24 protein-coding genes and 3 pseudogenes are annotated in these 24861 nt (G+C 70.9%); 14 read left to right on the forward strand and 13 right to left on the reverse strand.

What is annotated here, in order from left to right; genetic code table 11:
* Window positions 1-68 precede the first annotated feature (68 nt).
* Window positions 69-215, forward strand: a pseudogene (locus AMK22_RS38110) (ATP-binding protein); the annotation flags it as partial.
* A 108-nt stretch (window positions 216-323) separates the two neighbouring features.
* On the opposite strand, the gene AMK22_RS04550 reads toward AMK22_RS38110, so the two are convergent.
* The 3 genes from AMK22_RS04550 to AMK22_RS04560 form a co-directional block, all read right to left on the reverse strand.
* Window positions 324-830 carry a hypothetical protein gene (locus AMK22_RS04550; RefSeq protein ID WP_073781894.1) on the reverse strand — a complete coding sequence of 169 codons (507 nt, stop codon included), beginning with the start codon at window positions 828-830 and terminating at the stop codon, window positions 324-326.
* An 86-nt stretch (window positions 831-916) separates the two neighbouring features.
* Window positions 917-2365: a hypothetical protein gene (locus AMK22_RS04555; RefSeq protein ID WP_073781895.1), complete on the reverse strand. Its 1449-nt coding sequence runs from the start codon at window positions 2363-2365 to the stop codon at window positions 917-919.
* A complete protein-coding gene (locus AMK22_RS04560; RefSeq protein ID WP_073781896.1) occupies window positions 2362-3150 on the reverse strand; it encodes a hypothetical protein in 789 nt (262 codons plus the stop codon). The genes AMK22_RS04555 and AMK22_RS04560 overlap by 4 nt, the downstream gene beginning before the upstream one ends.
* Window positions 3151-3392: 242 nt before the next feature.
* Here AMK22_RS04560 and AMK22_RS04565 point away from each other — a divergent pair, with 242 nt between their 5' ends.
* On the forward strand, window positions 3393-3629 hold the full coding sequence (locus AMK22_RS04565) for a hypothetical protein (RefSeq protein ID WP_143203519.1): 237 nt from the start codon (window positions 3393-3395) through the stop codon (window positions 3627-3629).
* Window positions 3630-3904: 275 nt separating this feature from the next.
* Entirely contained in the window at window positions 3905-4801 is an 897-nt protein-coding gene (locus tag AMK22_RS04570; RefSeq protein ID WP_242433828.1) for a recombinase family protein, read from the forward strand.
* A gap of 52 nt (window positions 4802-4853) precedes the next feature.
* On the opposite strand, the pseudogene AMK22_RS37275 reads toward AMK22_RS04570, so the two are convergent.
* A pseudogene (locus tag AMK22_RS37275) lies at window positions 4854-5051 on the reverse strand (serine hydrolase); the annotation flags it as partial.
* A gap of 14 nt (window positions 5052-5065) precedes the next feature.
* Window positions 5066-5422, reverse strand: coding sequence for a LysR substrate-binding domain-containing protein (locus AMK22_RS04575; RefSeq protein WP_443333268.1), 357 nt, complete (start codon window positions 5420-5422; stop codon window positions 5066-5068).
* Between the two features lie 183 nt (window positions 5423-5605).
* Here AMK22_RS04575 and AMK22_RS04580 point away from each other — a divergent pair.
* Window positions 5606-6309: pseudogene (locus AMK22_RS04580) on the forward strand (penicillin-binding transpeptidase domain-containing protein); the annotation flags it as partial.
* 247 nt (window positions 6310-6556) lie between these two features.
* Here AMK22_RS04580 and sodN read toward each other — a convergent pair.
* On the reverse strand, window positions 6557-6952 hold the full coding sequence (sodN, locus tag AMK22_RS04590; RefSeq protein ID WP_073781898.1) for a superoxide dismutase, Ni: 396 nt from the start codon (window positions 6950-6952) through the stop codon (window positions 6557-6559).
* A gap of 193 nt (window positions 6953-7145) precedes the next feature.
* Between sodN and sodX the strand changes: the two genes are divergently transcribed.
* Window positions 7146-7613 carry a nickel-type superoxide dismutase maturation protease gene (gene sodX / locus AMK22_RS04595; protein WP_073781899.1) on the forward strand — a complete coding sequence of 156 codons (468 nt, stop codon included), beginning with the start codon at window positions 7146-7148 and terminating at the stop codon, window positions 7611-7613.
* Here the strand turns inward: sodX and AMK22_RS04600 are convergent.
* Window positions 7517-8146, reverse strand: a complete 630-nt coding sequence (locus AMK22_RS04600; protein WP_073781900.1) for a CGNR zinc finger domain-containing protein — start codon at window positions 8144-8146, stop codon at window positions 7517-7519. The genes sodX and AMK22_RS04600 overlap by 97 nt on opposite strands.
* A gap of 158 nt (window positions 8147-8304) precedes the next feature.
* Here AMK22_RS04600 and AMK22_RS04605 point away from each other — a divergent pair, with 158 nt between their 5' ends.
* Window positions 8305-8994, forward strand: coding sequence for a class I SAM-dependent methyltransferase (locus tag AMK22_RS04605; RefSeq protein ID WP_199883133.1), 690 nt, complete (start codon window positions 8305-8307; stop codon window positions 8992-8994).
* Window positions 8995-9114: 120 nt separating this feature from the next.
* Here AMK22_RS04605 and AMK22_RS04610 read toward each other — a convergent pair whose 3' ends face one another.
* Genes AMK22_RS04610 through AMK22_RS04620 form a run of 3 tightly spaced genes read right to left on the reverse strand, consistent with a single transcriptional unit; the run spans window position 9115 to window position 11819 of the window.
* On the reverse strand, window positions 9115-9882 hold the full coding sequence (locus AMK22_RS04610; RefSeq protein WP_073781902.1) for an amino acid ABC transporter ATP-binding protein: 768 nt from the start codon (window positions 9880-9882) through the stop codon (window positions 9115-9117).
* On the reverse strand, window positions 9879-10829 hold the full coding sequence (locus AMK22_RS04615) for an amino acid ABC transporter permease (protein WP_073781903.1): 951 nt from the start codon (window positions 10827-10829) through the stop codon (window positions 9879-9881). The genes AMK22_RS04610 and AMK22_RS04615 overlap by 4 nt, the downstream gene beginning before the upstream one ends.
* A gap of 27 nt (window positions 10830-10856) precedes the next feature.
* A complete protein-coding gene (locus AMK22_RS04620) occupies window positions 10857-11819 on the reverse strand; it encodes an ABC transporter substrate-binding protein (protein ID WP_073781904.1) in 963 nt (320 codons plus the stop codon).
* Window positions 11820-12347: 528 nt separating this feature from the next.
* Here AMK22_RS04620 and AMK22_RS04625 point away from each other — a divergent pair.
* The 5 genes from AMK22_RS04625 to AMK22_RS04645 all read left to right on the forward strand — a co-directional run bounded on the left by AMK22_RS04625 (window position 12348) and on the right by AMK22_RS04645 (window position 17356).
* Window positions 12348-13574 carry an NAD(P)-dependent malic enzyme gene (locus AMK22_RS04625; protein WP_073781905.1) on the forward strand — a complete coding sequence of 409 codons (1227 nt, stop codon included), beginning with the start codon at window positions 12348-12350 and terminating at the stop codon, window positions 13572-13574.
* Window positions 13575-13992: 418 nt separating this feature from the next.
* Entirely contained in the window at window positions 13993-14958 is a 966-nt protein-coding gene (locus AMK22_RS04630; RefSeq protein ID WP_073781906.1) for a zinc-binding dehydrogenase, read from the forward strand.
* 31 nt (window positions 14959-14989) lie between these two features.
* Complete coding sequence (locus tag AMK22_RS04635; RefSeq protein WP_079185911.1) at window positions 14990-16471, forward strand: cellulase family glycosylhydrolase; 1482 nt, start codon at window positions 14990-14992, stop codon at window positions 16469-16471.
* A gap of 67 nt (window positions 16472-16538) precedes the next feature.
* Entirely contained in the window at window positions 16539-16748 is a 210-nt protein-coding gene (locus AMK22_RS04640) for a helix-turn-helix domain-containing protein (protein WP_073782012.1), read from the forward strand.
* On the forward strand, window positions 16748-17356 hold the full coding sequence (locus AMK22_RS04645; RefSeq protein ID WP_073781907.1) for a Clp protease N-terminal domain-containing protein: 609 nt from the start codon (window positions 16748-16750) through the stop codon (window positions 17354-17356). Before AMK22_RS04640 ends, AMK22_RS04645 begins: the two co-directional genes overlap by 1 nt.
* A gap of 143 nt (window positions 17357-17499) precedes the next feature.
* On the opposite strand, the gene AMK22_RS04650 is transcribed toward AMK22_RS04645, so the two are convergent.
* The 3 genes from AMK22_RS04650 to AMK22_RS04660 form a co-directional block, all read right to left on the reverse strand.
* Window positions 17500-18486, reverse strand: coding sequence for a PadR family transcriptional regulator (locus AMK22_RS04650; RefSeq protein WP_073781908.1), 987 nt, complete (start codon window positions 18484-18486; stop codon window positions 17500-17502).
* A gap of 1 nt (window position 18487) precedes the next feature.
* Entirely contained in the window at window positions 18488-19435 is a 948-nt protein-coding gene (locus AMK22_RS04655; RefSeq protein WP_079185912.1) for a DUF4097 family beta strand repeat-containing protein, read from the reverse strand.
* Window positions 19436-20570: 1135 nt separating this feature from the next.
* A complete protein-coding gene (locus AMK22_RS04660) occupies window positions 20571-20753 on the reverse strand; it encodes a DUF6104 family protein (protein ID WP_019075209.1) in 183 nt (60 codons plus the stop codon).
* 185 nt (window positions 20754-20938) lie between these two features.
* Between AMK22_RS04660 and AMK22_RS04665 the strand changes: the two genes are divergently transcribed.
* The 3 genes from AMK22_RS04665 (at window position 20939) to AMK22_RS04675 (ending at window position 24856) form a co-directional block, all read left to right on the forward strand.
* On the forward strand, window positions 20939-21529 hold the full coding sequence (locus AMK22_RS04665; RefSeq protein WP_073781909.1) for a CU044_2847 family protein: 591 nt from the start codon (window positions 20939-20941) through the stop codon (window positions 21527-21529).
* A complete protein-coding gene (locus AMK22_RS04670) occupies window positions 21526-23661 on the forward strand; it encodes a VMAP-C domain-containing protein (RefSeq protein WP_073781910.1) in 2136 nt (711 codons plus the stop codon). Before AMK22_RS04665 ends, AMK22_RS04670 begins: the two co-directional genes overlap by 4 nt.
* A 127-nt stretch (window positions 23662-23788) precedes the next feature.
* Entirely contained in the window at window positions 23789-24856 is a 1068-nt protein-coding gene (locus tag AMK22_RS04675; RefSeq protein WP_073781911.1) for an AAA family ATPase, read from the forward strand.
* The last annotated feature ends 5 nt before the right edge of the window (window positions 24857-24861 follow it).

Genomic DNA, 24861 nt, shown 5'->3' on the forward strand with positions numbered 1-24861 from the left:
CCAAGAACCCCCCTCCAAGTTCATCCCGACTGCGTCGGGGATACAACGAAGCGCCGCACGGCGCACGCTGGACCAAGACCTTCACCGACCCACGCCTCTGCGCGGCCATCGTCGACCGCCTCACGTTCAACGGCACGATCATCGAGACCGGCACCGACTCCTACCGCCTCGCCAGCACCCGAGCCCGGGCCGAAGAGCCCGCCGAAGCCAGCTGACTCCTGCGGGTCTCGACTCGACGGCGCGGCGCCCTTAAGGACGCCGCGCCGTCCCACCCTCTGACGTCACTTCTCCGGCCCTGGCACAACTTTCATGACGGTGCCCCATCAGATGGCAGGACGGTCCAGTTGCTTCGCATCGGAGTCGTGGACCAGTTCAGCAAGCTGGATGAGGAAACCGTACGTCGCCAGACGGTTCTGGAGGCGGATGAAGTAGGACCTGCTTGAACACTTGAAGACCTCGCGGCGGCGCACCTTCCAGAGACTGTGCTCGTATGTGTGAGCCGCTTGCAGGAGAGCCGCTTCCGCCTCTTCCGTGCTGCCTTCGAACTCGGTGACGGTCCGCCCGTCACGATCTGAATCCGACACACCGCTGACAGGCACGGCCAGGACTATCCACCGAGGCATCTCGCGATTCCCTATCCCCTCGACGTCGCATGTCGCGACGCGTACGGCGTCAGTCTGGCAGGAGGCGGCAGCGTCGGGCTGCCTGCCGCCGAAGTCGAGCCAGTGCCATTTCTCGTGAACATCCTCGCGCCCGCTGGCCTCCAGTTGCTGCCCAAACTGCCGGACAATCGCTGCTACTGAACGTGAACGAAGCCAGCGGAGGGCCACCGAGCGTGGGCTACTGGCTGGCTGCCCTCGCGCCACCGTCCCGTAGGCCACGCGACGCACCCCGCTTGGGCCGAGCGTCGAGAACGCTACTCGTCCTCGTCCGCCTGGAGAAGCTCCAGGAACTGCATCATGTCTGCTCTCGGTTGGAATGGCTGGATGCTCTTCCGCTCCGAGCTCGTCTCGGGAATGGTCAGTTGTTCGCTGAACGGCCTGCCGAACTCCTCCTCGAGACCGACGCCGACGAAGCCGCGCCGTCTGTCGGGTGACCCGTCTGGGGGCGTAGGAACGGTCAGAAGCGCAGCTTGAGCATTTAGGGCGAGACCATGCGTCCGATGCCAGGTCTCAACAAGCATCTGCCGGGCTTCCTCGACTGTCTTGTTTCTCAGCGCGGTGTGGTTGCGGGAGCGGGGATTGCACAGCGCGCCAGCAAGCTGGAAGAACTGGTTGATGAAGTAGCGGCTGCGCGACCACATATACGCCCGATACGGAACGTGCCTGGGCACGTAGGACATCCCTGGACTGATCCACAGCTCATCGAAGCCGACCTCTTCACCGTCGGCGATCGCCTTGTCCAACAGTTCCAGCCACAGCCCGGATGTCCAGCCGTAGAGCTCTCCCTCCATGATGAGGGTGCGAGTGGGCTGCCTCTCCAAACCCTCGCATGCATGATCAAATAGGGCGCCAATGGCTGCAACCGTCAAGGAGTGCCGGATCCTCATGTATCGGAGCAGGAGGTCGGCTGTCCGAAGCAGGCGGGCGTGGTCGTAGTCGGGGAACTGCTCGACGTACTTGCCCTGGCGGGCGAGCCCGACAATCTCCTCAGCGCTCATGTCCGTGGCGACATCGGAGACGTAGTTCATGCCGGTGCCGGACGCGCGTAGCAGGAGACTCCATGGGTTAGGGAACGTGCGGTAGTGCTTAAGCAGGTCGGGAGCATTCTCTTCGAAGTGCTGGGTGCAGGAAGCGCAGAAGCACGACTTCTCGACTCTCCCGAGCTCTCCGCTCATCCCCCACAGCTCGGTCACGTCCAGGGCGATGCCCCTGAGCTGGCCACCGTCCTTCACCGTCGCCGCAACCTCGTTGACGATGTCGATGCCGGTGCCCAGGGCGGCGCCAAAGATTTCGCTCGAACGGGTGTTGGCGATGCAGACACGGTTGGCCGTGTCACCAGCGATGTCCCGCGTCTGGATACCCTCACCCGGGATGATCCCGTAACCCGGATACAGGGTCAGAACGATGTCGACCTTGTTCGTCAGGAACGTCTTCACCGCCTCGGCGAAGCTCTTGGCGCGCGCAGACGGTTCCGCGTACTCCGAGACCGGGACCCCCCGCAGCCCCTCAACCTCGAACAGTAGGCCGTCAGGCTCCAGCACCGGCAGCGCCACGGCGCTCGCGCTCACGCCCCACAGCGCCTTAAAGTCGTCCAAGAGTGCCTGGGGGTCCTTGTAGCGCAAGACCGCCATGCTGGGAATGTCCAAGACTCCCTCTCCTGCGGACTTCGACACCTCGGCGATCTTGAAGGTACGTCGCGTCACTGCATCCTCCTCCTGGTCAACGCACGCCTGCCGGCGTCGGAGACCATGTAGTTGCCGTCTGCGCCCTTACGTAGGAAGTCACGCGCCATGAGTGAGCGGAGAACTGAGACAACGTGGCCCGCGCTTGCTGCAGGCAGACTCACGTCGGCGATCTCGGCTAGTCGGCAAAGGTCAATGCGGCTGCTGTGCGTACCGCTCACGGAGGAGGACAGAGCTTCCAGAAGGACTTGCTCGTCGTCGGACAGCAGGCAGACCAGTTGCTGCCCCAGCGTTTCCGCAACCGCGTCGGGCGCGAGCGGCGCAGTCTGCCCTTCCGGTTCCCGGCTCGGTAACTCCCGGTCGACTGGTTTCAGATCCGGGTCATCGGTGCCAGTCGGCTCCGGGGGACTTGTGAGGCCTTTCTGCAGCGCCCTCAGGTTCTGCCAGCGGTCGCGCCACGGCTTGAGCCGATCATCCTCTCGGGCCACAATTCGAGGGCTGCGCCGACTCCGGCCGGGCGGCTCAGCTGCCTTCTGCTGAGGCTGCCCGTCTTGCCTCTCTTCCGCTTGCTGCAGTGGGTACGCGAGCAACGCCCGCACGATCACCATGTAGACGTCAAGACCCGGCAGACGTTTTCCGCCAAAGAGCTCACTGATGGTCGATTTCCCGACGGCCTGCCCGTGCTCCCGCGCCCGGTCGCACACCTGGTCATACGTCGGCTCACCGCACGAGAGCCGAAGCCGCTGCAGGTCTCCGCCCAAGCGCTTCAACTCGGCCTCGAAACGCGTTTCCCCTGAAACAGGCAAGCCGCCCCCTCCTCCCCCGCGCCTCCCAGGGGGAGCCTCTGAACCGACCGCCATCCCCGGGACGAGAAAGCGTAACGGAGGCGACTCGGCGCCGCTCCGAACTTCTGCGAACATCCCCGAACTGCGCCCTCGTTCACTCGAACCTCCACGAGCGTTCGGCCCTCGACCTGCATCGATCTATCTTCTTCGGACTCGTTCCGAATCCTGGGAGCAGTTGGCATCCCCAGGGTGTGCTCGATGGCATGACAGACAAGAACGCAAACACCAAGCCCATGTCCGCCCCCGCAGGACGTCAGCCCGAGGATCAGCTCAGCATCCCCGCACTACGCGAGCGTGTCCTGGACCTCATCGCGCTTCTGATCCTGATCGCGCTCGCCGCCCTGGTCTTCGTCGTGGCCGGCCCCGCGGCGTTCACCGCGGTCACCAGTGTCGGGGTGGGCCTGTTCGCCACATGGCGGACCAGGCCCCCACGGCGCTGAAACCACTCCGTCTCACCAGCCCCGGCGGACGATGAATGAGACCGTCGGCCGCCGGGGCGGCCCTACATCCCCTCTGACGGCGGTACGCCTACATCTGCCGACTACGACGAGGACGACACGGCCGAGGCTTGTTGACCCTCCCGTGCCGGCACGGTGTTTCATAGGTGACCCCCGTTTCAACACCGCCCGCCCGCGCCATCCGCGCAGGTGATTTTGTTTCACCGGTCGTTTCCTTCCTCTTGACCGGTGAAACACACCCCTGCAACAGTCGGGGCGTGATCAGCGACCCGCACAAGCTGGTGGAATCGCACACCTGCCCGATGTCCACCTGTCAGGCCCCCGCCGGCTCCCCCTGCCGCACCACCTCGAACAAAGTCGCGGTGAAGTACCACACCGCTCGCTTCCAGCTCGTCCCCGCGCTCCGGTCCGAACTCCACGTCGCCACCCCCGCCGTGCGCCACCCCGGCTCCACCTGGACCGCCCTGCCCGTCCAGAGGACCGCCGCACCGGCCGTACCGATGGAGATCCGCCTGGGATACGCCCGCGTCTCCAGCCGGACACAGGAGATCCAGTCTCAGGTCGACGCCCTCGAAGCCTCGGGCGTACACCGGCTGTTCCAGGAGTGCATCAGCACCCGCATACGGGAGCGCCCCGAGATGAAGGCCGCGCTCGCCGCCGCCCGCGAGTACCGCTCCCTAGGCGCCAAGGTCACCCTCGTCGTCCACGAGATGAAACGCCTCGGCCGCGGCGCCCTCGAACTCCTCAAGGTCGCCGAGGAACTCCGCGACGCCGAGATCGAGCTCGAATTTCTCACCGGCCCTCTCGCCGGCAAGCACGACCCCGCCGGACACGGCGCCGCCCTGTTCGCCTTCTTCGCCGCCATGGCCGAGTCCGAGCGCGACTACATCCGCGACAAGACTCTCGAAGGCCAGGAGACCGCCCGCGCCAAGGGCAAGGCCATCGGCGGCGTGCCCGTCTCCGACGACGACATGCTCGCCACCGCCGTCCGCCTGCGCGACACCGAACACCTCTCCCTGCGCGAGATCGCCTCCCGCCTCGTCATCCGCACCGGCAAGAAGCGCGGCCAGCACCCCTCGCCCGCCACCGTCATGCGGATGCTCCGCGAGCACGACGCACAGACAGCCGCGACTCCAGCGGAACCCGTGCGCTGACCAGCGGCTCAGTCCTTAGCGTTGTTTTTTCCGCGAGAACTACTGGAACCCCCGTGAGATCGAGGTCGCCGATCGCCGCCCGCTCGTGCAGCGCGACCAGCAGGCACAGTTTGTGGACGCTCGCCGTGCAGACCAACTGGTCGGCATCGACGTCGAGTTGTGCTGCGGAATCGATGTCGAGGGCGTGCAGCCGCCCGGTGACTCCGGCATCGGTGAAAGCCGCGCGGATGCGGTCGGCGGCGTCAGGCACGTTCACGGTATGGGTCACAGCCAGTACTCCGCTGCCGGGCGCAGATGCATCGGGCGCGTGGGGGTGTCGGGGCGGGCGTCGGCGGTGGTACGCAGCGCGTGCGTGGCCGCGTCGGCGAAGGCTCGTACGGCGGTGTCGCCGTGCCCGCGCGGCCAGGCGACAGACTGCCGCCAGGCCAGCGGGGCGCCCGCGAGGGGACGCCACACCAGGTCGGCGTCGGGTTCGGCGGCCTGCGCGTCCCGCGAGCCGAAGGCGACGGCACCGGCGGAGAGCACGAGGCCGCGCACAAAGCTGGCGCCCTGGCCGTGCCGGACCGCGTGCGGCGTGTAGCCGCCGCGGGCGCAGGTGGTGAGCAGGTCGTCGTAGAGCACGGGGGAGCACGGGGGCGCCGGCCCGCGGGAAGAGGATCAGGTCGGATCCAGTGAGCGCGGAGAGCGGTACCTCGGCGAATCCGGCCGTCTCGGCGTCGCGCGGCAGCAGCACGCCGAGCTCGCGCCGGAGCACCGGGCCGAGTTCGAGGCCGGTCACGTCGCAGGGGTGGTGGATGAGTCCGCACCGCGTTGCTGCTCAAGAATGCCGTCGCGCCCGACGACGTCGTGGACTGCCCCAAATACCTCACCGGCGGCAAGGAGTTCCACAACGTCGAGACGTCCGAGTTCCCGGGCGCCACCTTCCGGAAGGGCTTCACCGAGTCCTGCAACACCGCCTTCATCAGCCTGCGCGGCAAGCTCGACGACACCGAACTCGGCGACGTGGCACGGGAGTACTTCGGGGTCGGGCAGGAGTGGCACGTAGGGATCCCGTCGTACGACGGCTCGGTGCCGGTGCCCAAGGACGAGACGGAGAAGGCCGCTTCGCTGATCGGGCAGGGCCGGATCCAGGCGAACCCGCTGATCACGGCGTCCGTCACGGCGACCGCGGCGTCCGGCCGGTTCCATCAGCCGAGAATCGTCCCCGGCGGCAAGGAGACGACCTCGACGAAGCCGCTCCCGTCGTCCGTGGTGACCCGACTGCGCGCGCTGATGCGGGCCACCGTCACCGAGGGGACTGCGCGCGTGCTCGCCGATCTGCCCGGCGACATCGGCGCGAAGACCGGCACCGCGGAGGTCTCCGAGGGCGAGCCCAACAACGGCTGGCTCGTCGCCCGACGAGGCAATGTCGCCGTCGCGTGCGTCGTCGAGCAGGGCGTCACGGTGGTGGTTCGGCCGGTCCGATCCTGCACAGCCTCTTGTCCGCCGTCCCCGACGATCCTTCGTGATGCCGGACGTGCGGCACTTCCGCGTCCCGCCCTCGTCGCCGGCGGCGCGAGCGTCGAGCGGGTCCGGCCGGTCCTCGGGCACGCGTCCGCCGTCATCAGGCTGCGGATCCGCGCCCGCCCACGGCCGGTGGCGGAACGGACCGCACCCGGGCCGTCATGGACGCCGTGCTCGGCGGCCTGCGGACCGGGTGCGGTCAGGAGGACCCGGCGACCGAGGAGGCCGCGGATCAGACGGTGTGACCGAAGGTCACGCCTTCTTGGTCTCCCAGAAGATCTTGTCGATCTCGGCGATGTAGTCCAGCGCCTTCTGGCCCGTCGCCGGGTCCGTGGACGCCTTCGCGGCCGACAGGGCCTTCAGGGCGTCGTTGACCAGCTGGTGCAGCTGCGGGTACTTCTCGAAGTGCGGGGGCTTGAAGTAGTCGCTCCACAGCACCGAGATGTGGTGCTTGGCCAGCTCGGCGCGCTGCTCCTTGATGACCGTGGCGCGGGCCCGGAAGTGCGGGTCCTCGTTGGCCTGGTACTTCTCCTGGACGGCCTTGACGGACTCCGCCTCGATGCGGGCCTGGGCCGGGTCGTACACGCCGCAGGGCAGGTCGCAGTGGGCGCTGACCTTCACCTTGGGGGCAAACAGGCGGGAAAGCATGGAGCTGTCCTTCCTCGTGATCGTCTTCTCAGGTGGGACATTACTCCGTGAGAGACCGGTTTTCGTGGGTGGCCCCGGGGGCTTAGGCCAAAAGTCCGGGGTGAGCGTGGGTCCCGTGGCCGAAAGTACGGAACGCTGTAGGGGACGGTGTGGTGGATCCTGGTGCTGGACGGAGCGGGGAGGTGCCGGAGAGATGAGAGAGGTGCCGGAGGTGCCGGACGTGCCTGAGCCGACGCGGGATCGGTCCGGGCGGGGGCCGACGGGACGCGTGCCGTTCCAGGTGGTGGAGGTGACGGGGCCGTCGATGGTGCCCACGCTCCATCACGGCGACTGGCTGCTCGTGCACTACGGGGCGACGGTCCGCCCCGGGGACGTGGTGATTCTGCGCCACCCGTTCCAGCAGGACCTGCTGATCGTCAAGCGGGCCGCCGAGCGGCGCCGGGGCGGCTGGTGGGTGCTGGCGGACAACACGTTCGCGGGCGGCGACAGCACGGACTACGGGACGGTGCCCGAGGAGCTCGTGCTGGCCCGGGCACGGGTGCGGTACAGACCGCTGAAGAAGGATCAGCGGACGCTGGGCGGGGTGCTCGCCTGGGCGGTCCGCGCCGTGCGGCCGGTCTCGGCGGCGCGTTCCGTCTCCAGGCGCTTGCGGGCCCGGTAGGCGGCCACGTTGGCGCGGGTCGCGCAGCGGTCCGAGCAGTAGCGGCGGGAACGGTTGGTCGAGGTGTCCAGGTAGGCGTTGCGGCACGGTGCCGACTGGCACAGCCCGAGCCGGTCCGCGCCGTACGAGGTGAGGTGGAACGCGAGCCCCATCGCGGCGATGGCCGCGTACCCGGCCGTCGCGTTCGACGGATGGTCCGCCAGGTGCATGTGCCAGTCCGGCTTGCCGTCCACGTCGCGCACATCGTGCCCGGAGATCTGCGGGCTGACCGGGAATTCCAGCAGCAGGGAGTTCAGCAGGTCGACGGCGAGCGTCTCGTCGCCGCCGTCGGCCGCCTCGAAGACCGCGCGCAGCCGGGCCCGTACGGACCGGAAACGGGTCACGTCCGTGTCGGTGGCGCGCCGGGCTGCCTGCTGGTTGGCGCCGAAGAGTTCGCGGACCGCCTCGACCGAGGTGAGGGAGTCCTTGCTGCGGGCCGGCTCCTCGGTGTTGACCAGTTTCACGGCGTAGTCCGAGTAATAGGCCAGTTCCACTTGTAGTCCTTACGGAGTCGGTCTAAAGTCTTGCCGAACGCTGTAACGGTCTTTTTCGGTACCAGGGTATTACATGGAGGTATCTCGTGGCGGAGACGAGCGCGCACACCGACTGGGCGGCCTGGCAGGAGAGATGGGACCGGCAGCAGGAGTGGTACATGCCCGACCGCGAGGAACGGTTCCGCGTGATGCTGGACATGGTCGAGGCCTTCGTGGGGCCCCGGCCGCGCGTACTCGATCTCGCATGCGGTACGGGAAGTATTACGGACCGGCTGCTCAAGCGGTTCCCGGAGGCGACCAGTACGGGCGTCGACCTCGACCCCGCGCTGCTCGCCATCGCCCGCGGGTACTTCGACGGCGACGAGCGCGTCACGTTCGTCACCGCCGACCTCAAGGACCCCGACTGGGCCGGGCGGCTGCCGTACGACTCGTACGACGCCGTTCTCACCGCCACCGCCCTGCACTGGTTGCACGCCGAGCCGCTCACCGCGCTCTACCGGCGGATCGGCGTGCTCGTCAGGGACGGCGGGGTGTTCATGAACGCAGATCACATGATCGACACCGACACGCCCCGGATCAACGCGGCCGAGCGCGCGCACCGGCACGCCGGGATGGACCGGGCCAAGGCCGCAGGAGCCGTGGACTGGGCGGACTGGTGGGCCCTCGCGGCCAAGGACCCGGTGCTCGCCGAGCCGACCGCCGAGCGGTACAGGATCTACGGCGAGCACGCGGACGGCGACATGCCGTCGGTGCGCTGGCACGCCGACACCCTGCGCGAGGCGGGGTTCGGCGAGGCGCGCGCCGTCTGGGCGTCGCCGTCGGACACCTTGGTGCTCGCCGTCAAATGAGGCGGGCGGTGCCGGTGGCGCGGGTGGTGGGGCCGTCGCGGCTTCGTCCGTGCCGACGTGAGGGAGGGCGGTGCGGGCCCGGCCGGGCCCGCACCGCCCTCCCTCCGGTGTCCCGGCCGGTCAGAGCACCTTCGACAGGAACGACTTCGTCCGCTCGTGCCGCGGCCTGGTCAGGACCTCGCGTGGGTGGCCCGACTCGACCACCACGCCGTTGTCCATGAAGACCAGCGCGTCGCCCACCTCGCGGGCGAAGCCCATCTCGTGGGTGACGACGACCATCGTCATGCCGTCCTCCGCGAGCGAGCGCATGACGTCCAGGACGTCGCCCACCAGTTCCGGGTCGAGCGCCGACGTCGGCTCGTCGAAGAGCATCAGCTTCGGCTCCATGGCCAGGGCGCGGGCGATGGCCACCCGCTGCTGCTGGCCGCCGGACAGCTGGGAGGGGTAGTTCCCCGCCTTGTCGGCCAGGCCCACCCGGTCCAGCAGCCGCTCGGCGCGGGCCCGCGCCACGGCCTTCGCCTCGCGCTTGACCTGGACCGGGGCCTCCATGACGTTCTCGATCGCCGTCATGTGCGGGAAGAGGTTGAAGCGCTGGAAGACCATCCCGATGTCCCGGCGCTTCAGGGCGACCTCGCTGTCCCTCAGCTCGTAGAGCTTGTCCCCCTTCTGGCGGTAGCCGACCAGATCGCCGTCGACGTAGAGCCGTCCGGCGTTGATCTTCTCCAGGTGGTTGATGCACCGCAGGAAGGTCGACTTGCCGGAACCCGACGGGCCGATCAGGCAGAAGACCTCGCGCGGGGCGACCTCCAGGTCGATGCCCTTGAGGATGTGCGCGGCGCCGAAGGACTTGTGGACGCCCTCGGCCTTCACCATGGCGGTGGCCTTCATGCCACGCCTCCCTTCGGGCGGCCCAGGGACAGCAGGACGGCCCTGACCTTCTGCAGCGGGGTGGGCGGCAGGCTGCGGGTCGAGCCGCGGGCGTAGTACCGCTCCAGGTAGAACTGGCCGACGCTCAGCACCGAGGTCATGATCAGATACCAGGCCGCGGCCAGGAAGTACATCTCGACCGGGGCGCCGGACGACTGCCCGATGTCCTGCGCGAACTTGAACAGTTCGTAGAACTGGACGGCTGCCACCAGGGACGTCGTCTTGAGCATGTTGATGACCTCGTTGCCCGTCGGCGGCACGATCACCCGCATCGCCTGCGGGATCACGACCCGCCACAGGGTCCTGCCATGGCTCATGCCCAGCGCGTGCGACGCCTCCGTCTGGCCCTCGTCGACCGAGAGCAGACCCGCCCGGCAGATCTCCGCCATGTAGGCGGCCTCGTTGAGCCCCAGGCCGAGCAGCGCCGTCAGCAGCGGCGTCATGAAGCTCGACCAGTAGTCCTTGTAGATCGGCCCGAGATTGATGTACTCGAAGACCAGCCCGAGGTTGAACCAGACGAACAGCTGGACCAGGACCGGGGTGCCGCGGAAGAACCAGATGTAGAACCAGGCGATCGACGAGGTCACCGGGTTCTTCGACAGCCGCATGACGGCCAGCAGGACACCGCCGACGATGCCGATCACCATCGACAGGGCGGTCAGCAGCAGGGTCTTGCCGACGCCCGTCATGATGCGGTCGTCGAAGAAGTACTCCGGTACCGCGCCCCAGTTGATCCGGCCCTGGCCGAAGGCGTAGACGATCGCGACGAGCGCCGCGATGGCGACGACGGCGGAGACGTACCGGCCGTAGTGCCGGACCGGAATGGCCTTGAGCGACTGCGGCGCGGCCGACGAGGCGGGGGGCACGGGTGGCCGGTCGGCCGGGTCCGTCTTCTTGATGTCAGTCACGGAAGAAACCTTTCAGCGCCGAACCGGTCAGGATCCGCCGTTCACCTCGGCCTTGGTCACCGCACCGGCCTCCACGCCCCACTTGGCCAGGATCCGGCCGTACTCGCCGTTCTTGATGATCGCGTCCAGGGCCGCCTGGATCGCCTTGGTCAGCTGGTCGTTGCCCTTGGCGACGGCGATGCCGTACGGCGCGGCCTCGACCTGTTCGCCCACGAGTTCGAAGTCCTTGCCGCCGCCCGAGGTCTTCACCGCGTGCACGGCCACCGGGAAGTCGGAGGAGCCGGCGTCCGCGCCGCCGCTGCGCAGCCGGGTCTGGGCCTCCAGATCGTTGTCGAAGGTCTCCATCGCGATCGTCTTCCCGTCCGGGCACTTCTTCGCCTCGGACTTGGCGAGGTCGTGCGAGACGGTGCCGCGCTGCACGGCGATCTTCTTGCCGCACAGGTCCGCCCAGGTCTTGATGGACTGGTCGTCGCCCTTCCTGGTGTAGATCGAGACCCCGGCGGTGAAGTAGTCGACGAAGTCGACGCCCTCGCCGACCTTCTTCCCGGTCTCGGAGTCGACGCCGTTCTGGCGGTCCTTGGTGTCGGTCATCGACGACATCGCCGCGTCGTAGCGCTTGGAGCGCAGCCCCGTGATCAGCGTGTCGAACGTGCCGTTCTCGAACTGGAACGTCACGCCCAGCTCCTTGCCGAGCGCGGCGGCGATGTCGGGGTCGATGCCGACCGTCCTGCCCGACTTGTCCTTGAACTCGACCGGCGGGTACGCGATGTCCGAACCGACCCTGACGACGCCCTTGGCCTTGATCTCCGGCGGCAGGAGCGCGGCGGCCGCGGAATCCGTGCCGCCGGGCCTCGTCGAGCCGGAACTGTTGGATCCGCTCTTGGTCTGGTCGCCGCACGCGGTCAGCAGCATGACTCCGGCGAGCGCGATGGTGCCGACCGCCGCCATTCGGGACTTCGTGGCCGTACGGCCAAAGGTGCTTGCGGTCATGATCGGAATCCTCCAGCGGATGAAGGGGGCATTGCCGAGCGATGAGCGACACCTGTTCTCAGGTGTCGTCGCTCTGAATAGTGAGGGCATCTTGCCACTCTGACCAGTGCTTTTAGTGGTCCGAGCATGTCAAAATCAGATAACGGGCGATCCCCGGATCTCGTCGCACCGGACCTTCGGGGCCGGACCTCCCGCGAAGTTTCCCCTCGCGTGCCGGAGAATCTCCGGTGTGTCCGGCCCGGTGGATGTCGTGTGTCGATCGACTGAGTTTGTCCTGGTTTTCGACTATGAGTCGTGTCACCGCGTGGTCATGAACTCGTCCGTAATGCGGTCCGTCCGGTAAGAAAGACGTTTACACCCCTCATCCGGGGCTCAGGGCGCGTGTGCGGCGCGCCCCGCGCGTATGTATCTCCCCCCTGCCGGGGCGGGCCAACCGCCGGGCGCAGGGCGCGTACGCGGTGCCCGCCCACCCCTCCTCAACCAGGAGTGGCCACCCTCAAACGATGAAAGACTTAAGGGGTCAACACCATGGCAGCGGAGATCGTCAATCCTCGCAGCGACAGCACCACTGACAGCAGTACCGGCAACGGCACCACCGACGAGCCGTTCGATCCGGCCTTCGCCCTGCACCGCGGCGGCAAGATGGCCGTGCGGGCCACCGTTCCCGTCCGCGACAAGGACGACCTCTCCCTCGCGTACACGCCGGGCGTCGCCAAGGTGTGCAGCGCCATCGCGGAGAACCCGGAGCTGGTCCACGACTACACCTGGAAGTCGCAGGTCGTGGCCGTCGTGACGGACGGGACCGCGGTCCTCGGCCTCGGCGACATCGGGCCCGAGGCGTCCCTGCCCGTGATGGAGGGCAAGGCGATCCTCTTCAAGCAGTTCGGCGGGGTCGACGCGGTGCCGATCGCGCTCGCGACCACCGACGCGGACGAGATCGTCGAGACCGTCGTCCGGCTCGCGCCGTCCTTCGGCGGCGTGAACCTGGAGGACATCTCGGCGCCGCGCTGCTTCGAGATCGAGCGCAGGCTCCAGGAGCGGCTCGACATCCCGGTCTTCCACGACGACCAGCACGGCACCGCCGTGGTCACCCTCGCGGCCCTGCGCAACGCGGCGAAGCTGTCCGGCCGCGAGCTCGGTGACCTGCGCGCCGTCATCTCCGGCGCCGGTGCGGCCGGGGTCGCCATCGCGAAGTTCCTGCTGGAGGCGGGGCTCGGCGACGTCGCCGTGGCCGACCGCAAGGGCGTCGTCAGCCGGGACCGCGAGGACCTGACGGCCGTCAAGCGGGAGCTGGCCGAGATCACCAACCGGGCCGGGATCTCCGGCACGCTGGAGAGCGCGCTGGCCGGTGCGGACGTGTTCATCGGCGTCTCCGGCGGCACGGTGCCCGAGGCGGCCGTCGCGTCGATGGCGCCCGGCGCGTTCGTCTTCGCCATGGCCAACCCGAACCCCGAGGTCCACCCCGACATCGCGCACAAGTACGCCTCCGTCGTGGCGACCGGTCGGTCCGACTACCCGAACCAGATCAACAACGTGCTGGCCTTCCCGGGCATCTTCGCGGGGGCCCTCCAGGTCCGTGCCTCCCGGATCACCGAGGGCATGAAGATCGCCGCTGCGAACGCGCTGGCGGACGTGGTGGGCGACGAGCTCGCGCCCGACTACGTGATCCCGTCGCCGTTCGACGAGCGCGTGGCGCCCGCGGTGACGGCCGCGGTGGCCGCAGCGGCCCGCGCGGAGGGCGTGGCCAGGCGCTGAGATCCGGGCCGGGGCGCGGCCCGTTCGGGTCCGGTGTACGGGACGCGTTCGGGTCCGGGCCTCGTTCGGCCGGGGCTCGATCCGGGGCCGGGGCCGGGGTCCGACCGAGGGGCCGATCCCGGCCGGGGTCCGTTCAGCGCCGGGGCCCGGTTCCGGCCCGGGGCCCGTTCGGGCCGGAACCGAGCCGGGCCGTGGTCGCGGTCCCGGCCCGGGATCCGGCACCGAGGTCTGTGGTGGGGCGGTGCGGGTACGGGTGCCCGGATGCGGGGTGCGTCTGGGGCGGGCCCGCTGCCCGTCCGCCCCTTTTTCATGCTTTCCCGTGGTCCCTCCGGGTTTCCGTGGCTGTGCCGGGCGGCGCGGCGCGCGTCACACCGGCGGCCGGTTACGCCGGCCCGTGCCCACGCCTATCGTCGGGGCCATGTTCGCCGCCTACGCAGCCCGCATCGACCGCGACCGTCCCCTCGACGGCCTTGAACTGGGTGAACGTCCCGCCCCCGAGGCGCGCCCCGGCTGGACCACCGTCAAGGTGAAGGCCGCCTCGCTCAACCACCACGACCTCTGGTCCCTTCGCGGCGTCGGTCTCGCCGAGGACAAGCTGCCGATGATCCTCGGCTGCGACGCCGCCGGGATCGACGAGGACGGCAACGAGGTCGTCGTGCACTCCGTCATCGGCCAGACCGGGCACGGAGTCGGCCCGAAGGAGCCGCGCTCCATCCTCACCGAGCGCTACCAGGGCACCTTCGCCGAGCAGGTCTCCGTCCCGAGCTGGAACGTGCTGCCCAAGCCGAAGGAGCTGACCTTCGAACAGGCCGCCTGTCTGCCGACCGCCTGGCTCACCGCGTACCGGATGCTGTTCACCAACGCCGGGGTGCGTCCCGGCGATTCGGTTCTCGTCCAGGGTGCGGGCGGCGGTGTCGCCACCGCCGCGATCGTGCTCGGCCGGGCGGCCGGGCTGCGGGTCCACGCCACCAGCCGCGACGCGGTCAAGCGCGAACGCGCCGTCGAACTCGGCGCGGTCGCGGCGCACGAGCCCGGCGCGCGGCTGCCGGAGCGCGTCGACGCGGTCGTCGAGACCGTCGGCGCCGCCACCTGGTCCCACTCGGTGAAGTCGCTGCGCCCCGGCGGCACGCTGGTGATCTCGGGCGCGACCAGCGGCGACAGGCCCTCGCACGCCGAGTTGACCCGGATCTTCTTCCTGGAGCTGAAGGTCGTCGGCTCGACCATGGGTTCCAAGGACGAGCTGGAGGACCTCCTGGCGTTCTGCGCGACGACCGGTGTGCGGCCCGTCATCGACGAGGTGCTGCCGCTGGACCGGGCCCGCGAAGGGTTCGAACGGATGGCGTCGGGCGACCAGTTCGGAAAAATCGTGCTCACCTGCTCTTGAGGTGTACGGGGCGCCCTGCTCTTATCTGGGCATGCCAAAACTGATACCTGCGGTAACACCGGGACGGGCGGGCGTACGGGGCCGGGCGGGGGCGGGGCGTGTCCTCGCCTCGGCCGTCACCGCCGTCCTCGCCTCGTTCGTGCTCGTGGCGGGGGCGCTGGCCCCCGCCGCCGACGCGCGCCCTGCTCCGCCGGACCGTCCCGGCACCCACCGACCCGCCGACGGCATCCCCCGCCTGACCGACGACCGGGGGCGTGTCCTCACCCTGCGCGGCTGGAACGTCGCGGACAAGGCGAACAGCGGCGACCAGGCCCTGACCGCCATCACCGAGAAGCACTTCCGCGATCTGCGTGCCAGGGGCTTCAACCTCGCCCGTCTCCTCGTCTTCTGGGACGACCTGGAGCCGCGCCGGGGCCACTACAGCACCGCGTATCTGCGCCGGATCGACCGGATCCTGGACTGGGCGCGGAAGTACGACATCCAGGTGCTCATCGACGCCCACCAGGACGTCTTCGGCCCGGCGTTCGGGAGCCGGGGCATCCCGGCCTGGGCGACCCGCACCGACGGGCTGCCCTTCACCCCGCACCCCGACGACTGGTTCTCCGAGTACTTCGAGCCCGCCGTGCAGCGCGCCTTCACCCATCTCTACGAGGACCCCGACCTCCAGCGCGCCCAGGCGCGGATGTGGCAGGTGCTCGCCGCCCGCTACGCGCACCACCCCGCAGTCCTCGGTTACGACCTGATCAACGAGCCGATGGGGGAGATGCGGGAGGGGGAGGATCTGGCGGCGGCCGCCCGCCGCATCGAGGCCCGGCAGATCACCCCGATGTACAACAGGCTGGCCCGCGCGATCCGTTCGGTCGACCCGTCCACCTGGCTGTTCGTCGAACCCACCCCCATCGTCGGCGAGGGCGTCCCCACCGGGCTGGGGGCCGTGGCGGACCGACGGACCGTCTACTCGCCGCACTTCTACAACGCCGCGATGGAGGCGGGGGGCGACTACGACCCGCCGGCCGGCTGGGTCGAGGCGTACGAGGCCGCCGTCACCCAGTATCCGGCGCGGTACCGCGTCCCGATCGTCGTCGGTGAATGGGGCCCGCTCAACAACACGCTCCCGAACATGGGCCGCTTCTACCGGGACGCGATGTCCTCGCTGAGCCGCTACAGCTCCGGCTGGGCCGGGTGGGTGTGGTGCTACGGCGGCGGATACTGCGCCCTGGACGCCTCCGGCGCCTTCGCGAAGAACAAGGAGCGCACCGCCACGCCGTACGCGCCCGCCGTCGCCGGAGCCGTCCGTTCTGACAGGTACGACGACGCCACCGGCGTCTACCGGCTCGCCTACACGGCGGGCCGGCGCGGTGTCACGGAGATCTCCCTGCCGTCGGCCACCGGGGCGTGGCGGATCTCGGTGACCGGTGACGCCAGGGCGCGCAGGGACGGCGGCGAGGTCCTGGTCCGGGCCCGGCCGGGCTCCCGCGTCACGGTCACCGTGGCCCCGGCGGGGCGCGGCTGAGAAAGTCTCCCGGCCCCTCACGTCAACCACGGTTGACGCGAGGGGCTTGTCAACCTACATGGACAACATGAGCGAAGCGACGGATCTCGCCGCGCGCGCCGGCGACCACGACCCGCGAGTGGGGCTGCGGGCGGTCGCCGCGCTGCGTCGGCTGCTGGAGCGACTCGAAGCCGTGCAGGTCGAAGGCGCTCGCGCGAAGGGCTGGTCGTGGCAGGAGATCGCGGCCGAACTGGGCGTCAGCCGACAGGCCGTGCACAAGAAGTACGGGAGGCGATGATGTTCGAGCGATTCACGACGGAGGCCCGTGCGGCCGTGACCGCTGCCGTGGCCCACGCCGATGGGGTCGGGGCCCCATCGGTCACGGACGAACACCTGCTGCTGGCCCTGCTGGACCGGCGAAGCGGCCGGGCCGCCTCCGTCGCCGCCTCACTCGGCCTCACCGGCCGCCGGGCGGCGGTCGAAACCGATCTGGCCGCCGCGCGCCGCCGCGGCGGACCGACCCGGGCCGACGCGGACGCGCTCGCCGGTATCGGCGTCGACGTCGACGCGATCGTCGCCCGTGTCGAGGAGGCCCACGGCACGGGCGTGCTGGACCGGCCCCGTCGGACGGGCGGCATGCGGCACCGCCCGTACGACCGCGGGGCGAAGGACGTCCTGGCGAGGGCGCTGCGGATCGCGGTGGGGCGGCAGGACCGACGCATCGGCGACGAACACATCCTTCTGGCGCTCACCGCCCGCCCCGGCGCGGTCGCGGATGTCCTCGCCGCCCACGGCGCGACGTACGAGACGGTGGATCGTGCGCTGCACGGAGGAGGCGGGGAAGGCGGAGAGCACGGGGAAGACGGGGAGGGCGGGGGAGCGGGGCGCATGCGGAGGGCGGGCTGAGCCCGAGCGGGCCCCTCGGCCGTCGTTCCCGTCCGTCGGACGTTCGCCCGCCGGTTCCCGTTCGTCGGCTGCCGGGCCGTCGGGCTCGCCCGCGGGCCGTGCGCCCGTCGCCCCTCGTCCGGCCTCGGTCTCTTCCCGGCGCCTCATCCCTTCCCGCCGTCGTCCTTCCGCAGCAGCGCCCCGATGTGGGCCGCGGCCGTCGACAGATGGCGGCGGGCCTCCGTGAGCTGCTCCTCGGTGACGCCGTGGTCGCGGGCGGCGTCACGGATGTCGTCGCGGAACCGGTCCAGCAGCCGTTCCAGGTCGCGGGCCGGCTCGCCGGTGCCCACGGAGTCCCGTCCCCACTCGGGGTCGGCGCCCGCGGGTTCCGGCTTGATGTACGGGGGCCAGCTGCCCGTCCTGGCGAAGGTGCCCAACTGCCCGGTGATCTCGGCCAGTCCTTCCCGTACGCCGGAGGGCCAGTCGCCCCGCGCGAAGTGCTCCTGCACCTGGCGGGCGGCGTTCTGCATCTGCTCGCGCGCCCTGTCCTGGGCCTCCTTGGCCTGGCGGCGGGCCTGCTGGGCCTCCTCGCGCGCCCGGCGCGACTCGTCCTTCGCGCGACGGGCCTGTTCCTTCCATTCCTGCTTGGCCCTGCGCAGCTCCTCCTTCACGGACAACCAGGACTCCTTGTCGCCGAGGTCCGCGAACTCGCCGAACGGGGAGTCCCGGTCGCCCTTGCGGTCGGCGGAACCGGCGTGGCCCTGTCTGGTCTCGTGCGCCGCGGCGCGCATCTCGCTGCGCAGCTTGCCGGCAGCGCCGCGCACGTCGTCCCTTATCTCGGCGGCCAGTTCGGAGACGGAGTCCCTGATCTCCTCCTCCAGATCGGCCAGTTCACCGGTGCGGCCCGCCAACTCGGCGCGGCCCGCGTCGGTGATCGAGTAGACCTTGCGTCCGCCCTCGGTGGCATGCGTGACGAGCCCCTCGGCCTCCAGCTTGGCGAGCCGCGGATAGACCGTGCCCGCCGACGGCGCGTACAGGCCCTGGAAACGCTCCTCCAGGAGGCGGATCACCTCGTAACCGTGGCGCGGAGCCTCGTCGAGCAGCTTCAGCAGATAGAGGCGGAGGCGGCCGTGGGCGAATACGGGTGGCATGTCAGAGCACCTTTCCGGTCGGCTCGGTGTCGGTCGGACCGGAGGCGGTCGGCTCCGTGGCGGGAGGTTCCGCGGTGGTCGGCTCGGTGACGGTCGGCTCGGATTCGTATGGGCCGGAGTCGTACGGGTCGTCCTCGGGCGCCGGGCGGCGCAGCAGGGCGATCGATCCCGAGACCGTCGTCGCCCGCAGCTTCCCGGTCCCTGCGCCGAGGGTGCCGGTGATCTTCTTCGCGCCCCACTGGCCGCTGACCCGCAGGTCCTCGAAGCCGTTGGACACGGTGCCGCTCGCGGTGTTCGCCTCGACCGTCGCGTCCGCCGGATGCGGCAGCCGGATCGCGATCTCGCCTGACACCGTGGTCAGCCGGACGTCCGTGGGCCGGCCCGACGGATCCAGGTCCAGCACCATGTTGCCGTTGACCGAGTCCGCCCGGACCGAGGTTCCGGCACCCTCGACGACCGTCAGATCGCCCGAGACCGTGTGGAAGCGCAGCTCGCCGGTGACCGACTGGGCCTCCACGTTGCCCGACACCGTCTCGGCCCGGATCGGGCCGGAGAGCCCGACGAGTGTGGTGTCGCCGCTGACGCCCCGTACCTCCGTGCGTCCGTCGATCCCGGACACCACCGCCCCGGCGCCGACCACGCCGACCGCCACCGCCGACCCGGCCGGCACGGCCAGGGACACGACCGCCCGGCGGTTCCAGCTGGTGCGGTCGAACAGCTTGAGGAAGTCGTTCCATGGCAGGCCCTCGTACGCGACCGTGAGCGCGCCGTCCTCGTGGGTCACGATCAGCGGCGGGCCCTCGATCTCGGAGATCTCCAGCCGGGCGGTCGGCTCGTCGGTGCCGACGACGTTGACGGCGCCGCCGACGACGCGCACGTCGAGCGAGGTCACCGGGGCGTCGAAGGTCAGTTTCTGGGGCTCGGCGATGGCCCATGTCGACACAGGCATGGATCTGGCCTCCCGGCTAACGCGGAATGACGCAACATATCGCGTCTCTTGGCTGTCACGATATATCGCGGCTCCAGGAAGTCAAGGGAGGGTGGGGAGAGGGCGGATGCGGGGTGCGAGCACGCGCGGGGGCGCGAGGCGGCCCTCTCCCATTGGAATCGGGCGATATGTCCTGGTGTGTGGGACGGCCGGGTCGGGTGGGACGTTCGGGGCGGCCAGGGCGGGTGAAGCAGGCCGGATGGATGGGGCGGACCAGGCGGAAGGGGCCGGTGGGACGTACGGGGTGGGCCGGGGAGGCGGCGGCCGGGACAGGTGGGACGGGCCGGGCGGCCGGGACGGCCGCGGAGCCGGTCGACCGGGTCGTGGCGGACCGGGCCGCCGCCCTCGCGGTTCGGTTCCTCCTGGCCGGTCCTGGCCGTGTGGTGGGACGGCGACCGCGCCGGGCACGTCCTCGCGCCCGGATTCCGGCGGCCGGTCGGGCACGTGTGGCTCGCGGACGGCACGCCCGCCGGTGAGGACGAGGCCATGCGTACGTTCGCCGAGCGTCCGGGGCCGGACCCCGTCCTGGCGGTCCAGGTGCTCGACGGGCCGCCCCGCTCCGACCCGGACGCCGATGCCCGCAGTCGGCTGCTCGGGGTGCTCGTTCGTATCGGGCCGGCCCTGCCGTCCGGCCCGGAGCCGGGTGCGTCCACGGACCGGCTCCGGACGGTGGCCGACGGGCTGCCCAGGGCGGAACCGGTCGTCGGGGACGCCGGGCGTGAAAGGGTGAGGGCCGGGCTCGCCGCGGTCGGGAGCGGTGTTCTCGGTCCCTGGGTGCGCGGTCCCGGAGCCCGAGTGCCGGGCGGCGCCCAATCGGCGGCGGGACTGCCGCTCGTCCTGCGGGGCGCCGGGCGTCGCGGGGGCGGCCGTGTCTTCGCGGGCGGCCTGCTGATGGCACACGGGGCGCTCGGCCTCGCGTACGACCGGCTCGGCAGGGGGCGGAGGGTCGGGTCCATGGCGCCGGGGGCGCGGACGATTCCGGGAGCCCGGTCCGCCCGGTCACCGGCCCACCGGCCCGCGGTGGCCGTCCGTCGGCCGGCGGGCCGGGGCGGTCGGCTACGTGTCCCGGTCGCCCGCCTCCGCCGCCCGTCCCCGGCTACTCGTCGTCGTCCTCGTCGTCGAGACGGGCCAGCCAGGTGGCGAGGCGCTCGACCGGCACCTCGAAGTCGGGGTTGAGGTCGACGAACGTACGAAGCTGCTCGGCGAGCCACTCGAAAGTGACCTCTTCCTCGCCCCGGCGCTTCTCCAGTTCCTCGATACCGCGGTCGGTGAAGTACATGCGGCAAGCCTAATGCCTGGTGACAGCCCCGCGACGGCCGGGAGCGCACCGTCGGCGAAGGCTCGCGGGAGTCGCGCGAGCCCCCTCAGAACCGTCGCACGGCGCCCAGGCGTCCTGGTCCACGGACCTCGCTTGGGTCGCGTACTGCCGTTAGCCTGCGGGTAGTTGGGAATCGGGGGGTTTTCATGACCGACAGCGGGGCGCGTATCGCGCGCATCGAGATGCCGGACGGCACGCCGGTCTGGGCGCGTGTCTCGGGAGCGGAGGAGCTGACGCGGCCCGCGCGGGGGCCGGCGTTCACGGACATCGGTTACGCGGACTTCGTCGACCAGGTGCAGGCCCGCGTCGAAAGCCTCAACGCCGTCGTGACCAGCGTCGCGCGTTCGCTGGCCGAGCCGCTGCGCGCGGTGCGGCCCGACGAGGTGAGCGTCGAGTTCGGCATCGAGCTCACCGCGAAGGCGGGCAAGGTCGTCGGTCTTCTCGCGGACGGCGAGGCCAAGGGCGGCATCACGGTCACGCTCACATGGCACGGCGGAGGCCCGCCCGTCGAACCGGCGAGCCCGGCGCAGGGCGGCGCACAGGGAGCGGGAGGTGCACCGGGGGGTACGGCCGCCGGGACGCCGCCCGTGCCCCCACCTGCGGCGCGGACGTCTCGGCCGGCCCCGCCCCGCCCCGCCCCGCCGATGCCGACCGACCCCCCTCCCGCGCCCGGGGCGTCCACCGGCGCACCGATGCGTCCGGGCGCGGCCGGGCCGGACGGCGGGGACCGCTCATGACCCAGCCGCCGGGCAGGGGCGCGGGGGGCCGTTCCGAGAGCACGTACCGTGCGCTCACGGGCCTCGTGATGGCGGCGACCGTGCGCATCCACCGCCCGGAGCCCGGGTATGCCCCTGACGGATCCGACCGGGGCTTCCTGGGGAGCGGCTTCTTCGTCGCCCCGAGCTGGGTCCTCACGTGCGCGCACGTGGCGATGGCGGGGGAGGGGCGTCGGGTGAGCGTGGTGTTCAAGCCGGACCCGGGCGGTGCCGAGACGACGGTCGAGGGCGCCGTGGTCGCCGCCATGCCCGAGGACCGGCGCGCAGCACCCGGCCCCGGCGGCACGTGGGGCGCCGCGCCGGGCGGCTGGCCCGCCCCCGACCTCGCGCTGATCCGGCTGCTGCGCCCCGTCGAGCACCCCTGTGTGTACGTCACCGAGCGCCCGGCGGGCATGTTCGGCGGCGGCTCGGTCCTCTACACCGGCTGGACCGACGGCGGATCCGGGCAGCTGACCCGGTTCAGCGGGCGGTGTCAGGTGATGGGCACCTTCGGGGACTGGGCCGAGGACGACGAACAGATGCGGCTCGACGGCGACCGGATGTACCCCGGCCTGTCCGGCGGACCCGTGGTGGACCTGGCGCGCGGCGAGGTCGTCGGCGTGCTCAAGTCCCGTTCCGACGGCACCACGGGCGGCACCTCGATCGGCGTCGAGCGGCTGCGCACCCTGCCCGTGCCGCCCGAAACGGTGGCGGGCGAGGCCGTCGACCCGTACCAGGCGCTGTTCCACGCCCACGACCGCTATCACGCCGACCGGCACACCAGCCCGGTCGGCACCGAGCGGACCTGGGCCGACCTCCAGCGGGAGCTGGGCGCCGGGGCGGGGCTCGCCCTCAGCCCCCAGCAACGCGTCGACCTGCTCGGACGGCTCGCCGAACTCCCTCCCCCGCTCAGCACCCGCGGCCTCCTCGATCTCCTGGACGAGCTCCCGGACACCCACCCGCGCGAGCACCACGCGGCCCCGCGCGGCTGGCGCGACGGACTCGGCACGCTGTACGACGCCCCGGGCGGTGACGGCGCGCTGGAGCTGATCCTGAGGTACTGCATGAGCGCCCTGTCCGCCGAACGCCCCTACGTACTGCCGTCCACCCCGGACGCCGAGGCGGCCCTGTGGCAATGGGTGAAGCGGGTGGCGGACGACCGCCTCTCCCGGAAGTTCCGTCATGAACTCGTCGGACTCCGGTACAACGACCGGCGGACCCCCACCGACCGTGAGCATTCCCGTGCCCCCGCGCCGACGCCCGAGCCGGCCAGGCCGCACGACGCCCCGTTCGTCCTGCTGCGGCTGGAGTCGCGGCACTGGGAACCGGACCTCTACGACTGGCGGGTCGCGGTCGTGCCGAGGCCCGGGGACTTCCGGCCCGTGGCCGAGGACAGCCGGGGCACCGCGCTGCATGCCCTGCCCGACCGGCTCGCGGGCCCGCTCGCGGAGGCGTTCCGCCGGTGCGACGAGCCGGACGACCCGGCGGTCCTCCATGTGGCGGTGGATCCGGCCCTCATGGGACTGGGGGTCGACGAATGGCGGACGCGGCCCGACGGGAGGCCGCTCGGAGTGCTCCGTCCGGTGGTCGTCCGCCCCCTCGACCGGGGCGCGGCGGGCACCGGTGGCGGCACGGCGGGGACCGACGGCGGACCGGCCGAGCGAGAGGCCCGCTGGAACCGCGCCATGACCGCCCCGATGCGCGCCGCCGTCGTCGACTGCGAGGACGGGATGCGGATGCCCGTACCGGTGGTGGCCCAGATGCGCCAACTGGCGTACGAGACCGTCCCGGTGCTGTGCAGATACGGCGACCGGCCCGGACCGGAGACCACGACCGGCCTGGGACGGCTGCTCGACGCGGGGTACGGGCTGGCCCTGTGGCGGCGGCGCCGGGCGGACGAACGGACCGCGGTCTGCACCGACTTCCACCGACGCGCCGCCGACGCCGTCGCCGAGGCCCGTACGGCCGATCGTCTTCCGAAGAGGATGCACGAGTTGAGGAGAGGGGTGCACGCGGGGCGCACGGAGGCGTACTGGTCGGACGGGGTCGCGCTGCTCTACGACGACCCGCGGCATCAACTGCCGGGCGACGAACTCTACTTCGAGGCGCCGTGATGGCCGGCCCACCCTTCGGGGGCATGACGGAAGCCGCCCGGCCCCTTACGGGGTGTGGCCCGGATCGCTACCGTGAAGCACGTTCGACAGCTGCCCCTGGCGGACGAGTGACGACGAGGAACACGCTATGAGTGAACCCAGCGAGTGGCTCATCTACCGAGGGGCCGGCGAACCGCACGAGGGCATCGACCGGTTGCCGCCCCCGCCGCCCTGGCGGGACTTCGCGGGCCGCGGCGACCCGGCCGCCGGCGGGCGGGACGGGAGCGACGGAGAGAACGGCGACGGCCCGGCCGGATCGGACGGGTCGGCGGACCGCCGTCTGGGCGGCCACCGGCACATCGCCGAGCTCCACCGGCCCGGCGCCGAGGAGCTGGAGATGATCAACGCGGCGCTCTATCTGCGCCGCCCGCTGCTGGTGACCGGGAGTCCCGGCGCCGGGAAGAGCACCCTCGCCCACTCCGTCGCCCATGAGCTGGGGCTGGGCCGGGTGCTGCGCTGGCCCATCGTCAGCCGCTCGACGCTCCAGGACGGGCTGTACCGCTACGACGCGATCGCCCGGCTCCAGGACGTGCAGATCGCCGCGCACGGCGCGGGGGCCGGGGCGTTTGGTGCCGGCGCCGTGGAGGACGTCGGCAGCTACATCCGGCTCGGCCCGCTCGGTACCGCGCTCATGCCCTCGGACCGGCCGCGGGTCGTGCTCATCGACGAGCTCGACAAGAGCGACATCGACCTGCCGAACGACCTGCTCAACGTGTTGGAGGAGGGCGAGTTCGGCATTCCGGAGCTGGAACGGATCGTGGACCGGTTGCCCGACGGCGAGGCGGAGGTCCTCGACGACGACGGGAACAAGGTGAGGGTGAAGGGCGGCCGGGTCCAGTGCCGGGCCTTCCCGTTCGTGGTCCTCACCAGCAACGGCGAGCGGGACTTCCCGGCACCCCTGATGCGCCGCTGCGTCCATCTGGAGCTGGGGCGCCCCGACCACCAGCGTCTCGCCACCTTCGTACGCGCCCATCTCGGCGACGAGGCGGCGCGCGCCGGGGACGATCTCATCGCCCACTTCCTGGAGCGTTCCCGCAGCGAACTCCTGGCCACGGACCAGCTGTTGAACGCGATCTACCTCACCGGTGCGGCGGCGCCCGCGGGCCGGGACCGCCTCGCCGACCTGCTCATCCAGCGACTCGACCGGCCGAGGTGATGCCG

Origin of the sequence: Streptomyces sp. CB01580, from assembly GCF_001905795.1 — a bacterium.
Classification (GTDB): domain Bacteria; phylum Actinomycetota; class Actinomycetes; order Streptomycetales; family Streptomycetaceae; genus Streptomyces.

Bases quoted from the DNA above. Each gene is read 5' to 3' on its own strand.
- AMK22_RS04620 (WP_073781904.1), bottom strand. From the start codon at position 11,819: ATGACCGCAAGCACCTTTGGCCGTACGGCCACGAAGTCCCGAATGGCG.
- AMK22_RS04665 (WP_073781909.1), top strand. From the start codon at position 20,939: ATGACCGACAGCGGGGCGCGTATCGCGCGCATCGAGATGCCGGACGGC.
- AMK22_RS04605 (WP_199883133.1), top strand. From the start codon at position 8,305: ATGCCCGACCGCGAGGAACGGTTCCGCGTGATGCTGGACATGGTCGAG.
- AMK22_RS04670 (WP_073781910.1), top strand. From the start codon at position 21,526: ATGACCCAGCCGCCGGGCAGGGGCGCGGGGGGCCGTTCCGAGAGCACG.
- sodX (WP_073781899.1), top strand. From the start codon at position 7,146: ATGAGAGAGGTGCCGGAGGTGCCGGACGTGCCTGAGCCGACGCGGGAT.
- AMK22_RS04635 (WP_079185911.1), top strand. From the start codon at position 14,990: ATGCCAAAACTGATACCTGCGGTAACACCGGGACGGGCGGGCGTACGG.
- AMK22_RS04660 (WP_019075209.1), bottom strand. From the start codon at position 20,753: ATGTACTTCACCGACCGCGGTATCGAGGAACTGGAGAAGCGCCGGGGC.
- AMK22_RS04610 (WP_073781902.1), bottom strand. From the start codon at position 9,882: ATGAAGGCCACCGCCATGGTGAAGGCCGAGGGCGTCCACAAGTCCTTC.
- AMK22_RS04625 (WP_073781905.1), top strand. From the start codon at position 12,348: ATGGCAGCGGAGATCGTCAATCCTCGCAGCGACAGCACCACTGACAGC.
- AMK22_RS04675 (WP_073781911.1), top strand. From the start codon at position 23,789: ATGAGTGAACCCAGCGAGTGGCTCATCTACCGAGGGGCCGGCGAACCG.
- AMK22_RS04650 (WP_073781908.1), bottom strand. From the start codon at position 18,486: ATGCCACCCGTATTCGCCCACGGCCGCCTCCGCCTCTATCTGCTGAAG.
- AMK22_RS04655 (WP_079185912.1), bottom strand. From the start codon at position 19,435: ATGCCTGTGTCGACATGGGCCATCGCCGAGCCCCAGAAACTGACCTTC.
- AMK22_RS04630 (WP_073781906.1), top strand. From the start codon at position 13,993: ATGTTCGCCGCCTACGCAGCCCGCATCGACCGCGACCGTCCCCTCGAC.
- AMK22_RS04565 (WP_143203519.1), top strand. From the start codon at position 3,393: ATGACAGACAAGAACGCAAACACCAAGCCCATGTCCGCCCCCGCAGGA.
- AMK22_RS04645 (WP_073781907.1), top strand. From the start codon at position 16,748: ATGTTCGAGCGATTCACGACGGAGGCCCGTGCGGCCGTGACCGCTGCC.
- AMK22_RS04640 (WP_073782012.1), top strand. From the start codon at position 16,539: ATGAGCGAAGCGACGGATCTCGCCGCGCGCGCCGGCGACCACGACCCG.
- sodN (WP_073781898.1), bottom strand. From the start codon at position 6,952: ATGCTTTCCCGCCTGTTTGCCCCCAAGGTGAAGGTCAGCGCCCACTGC.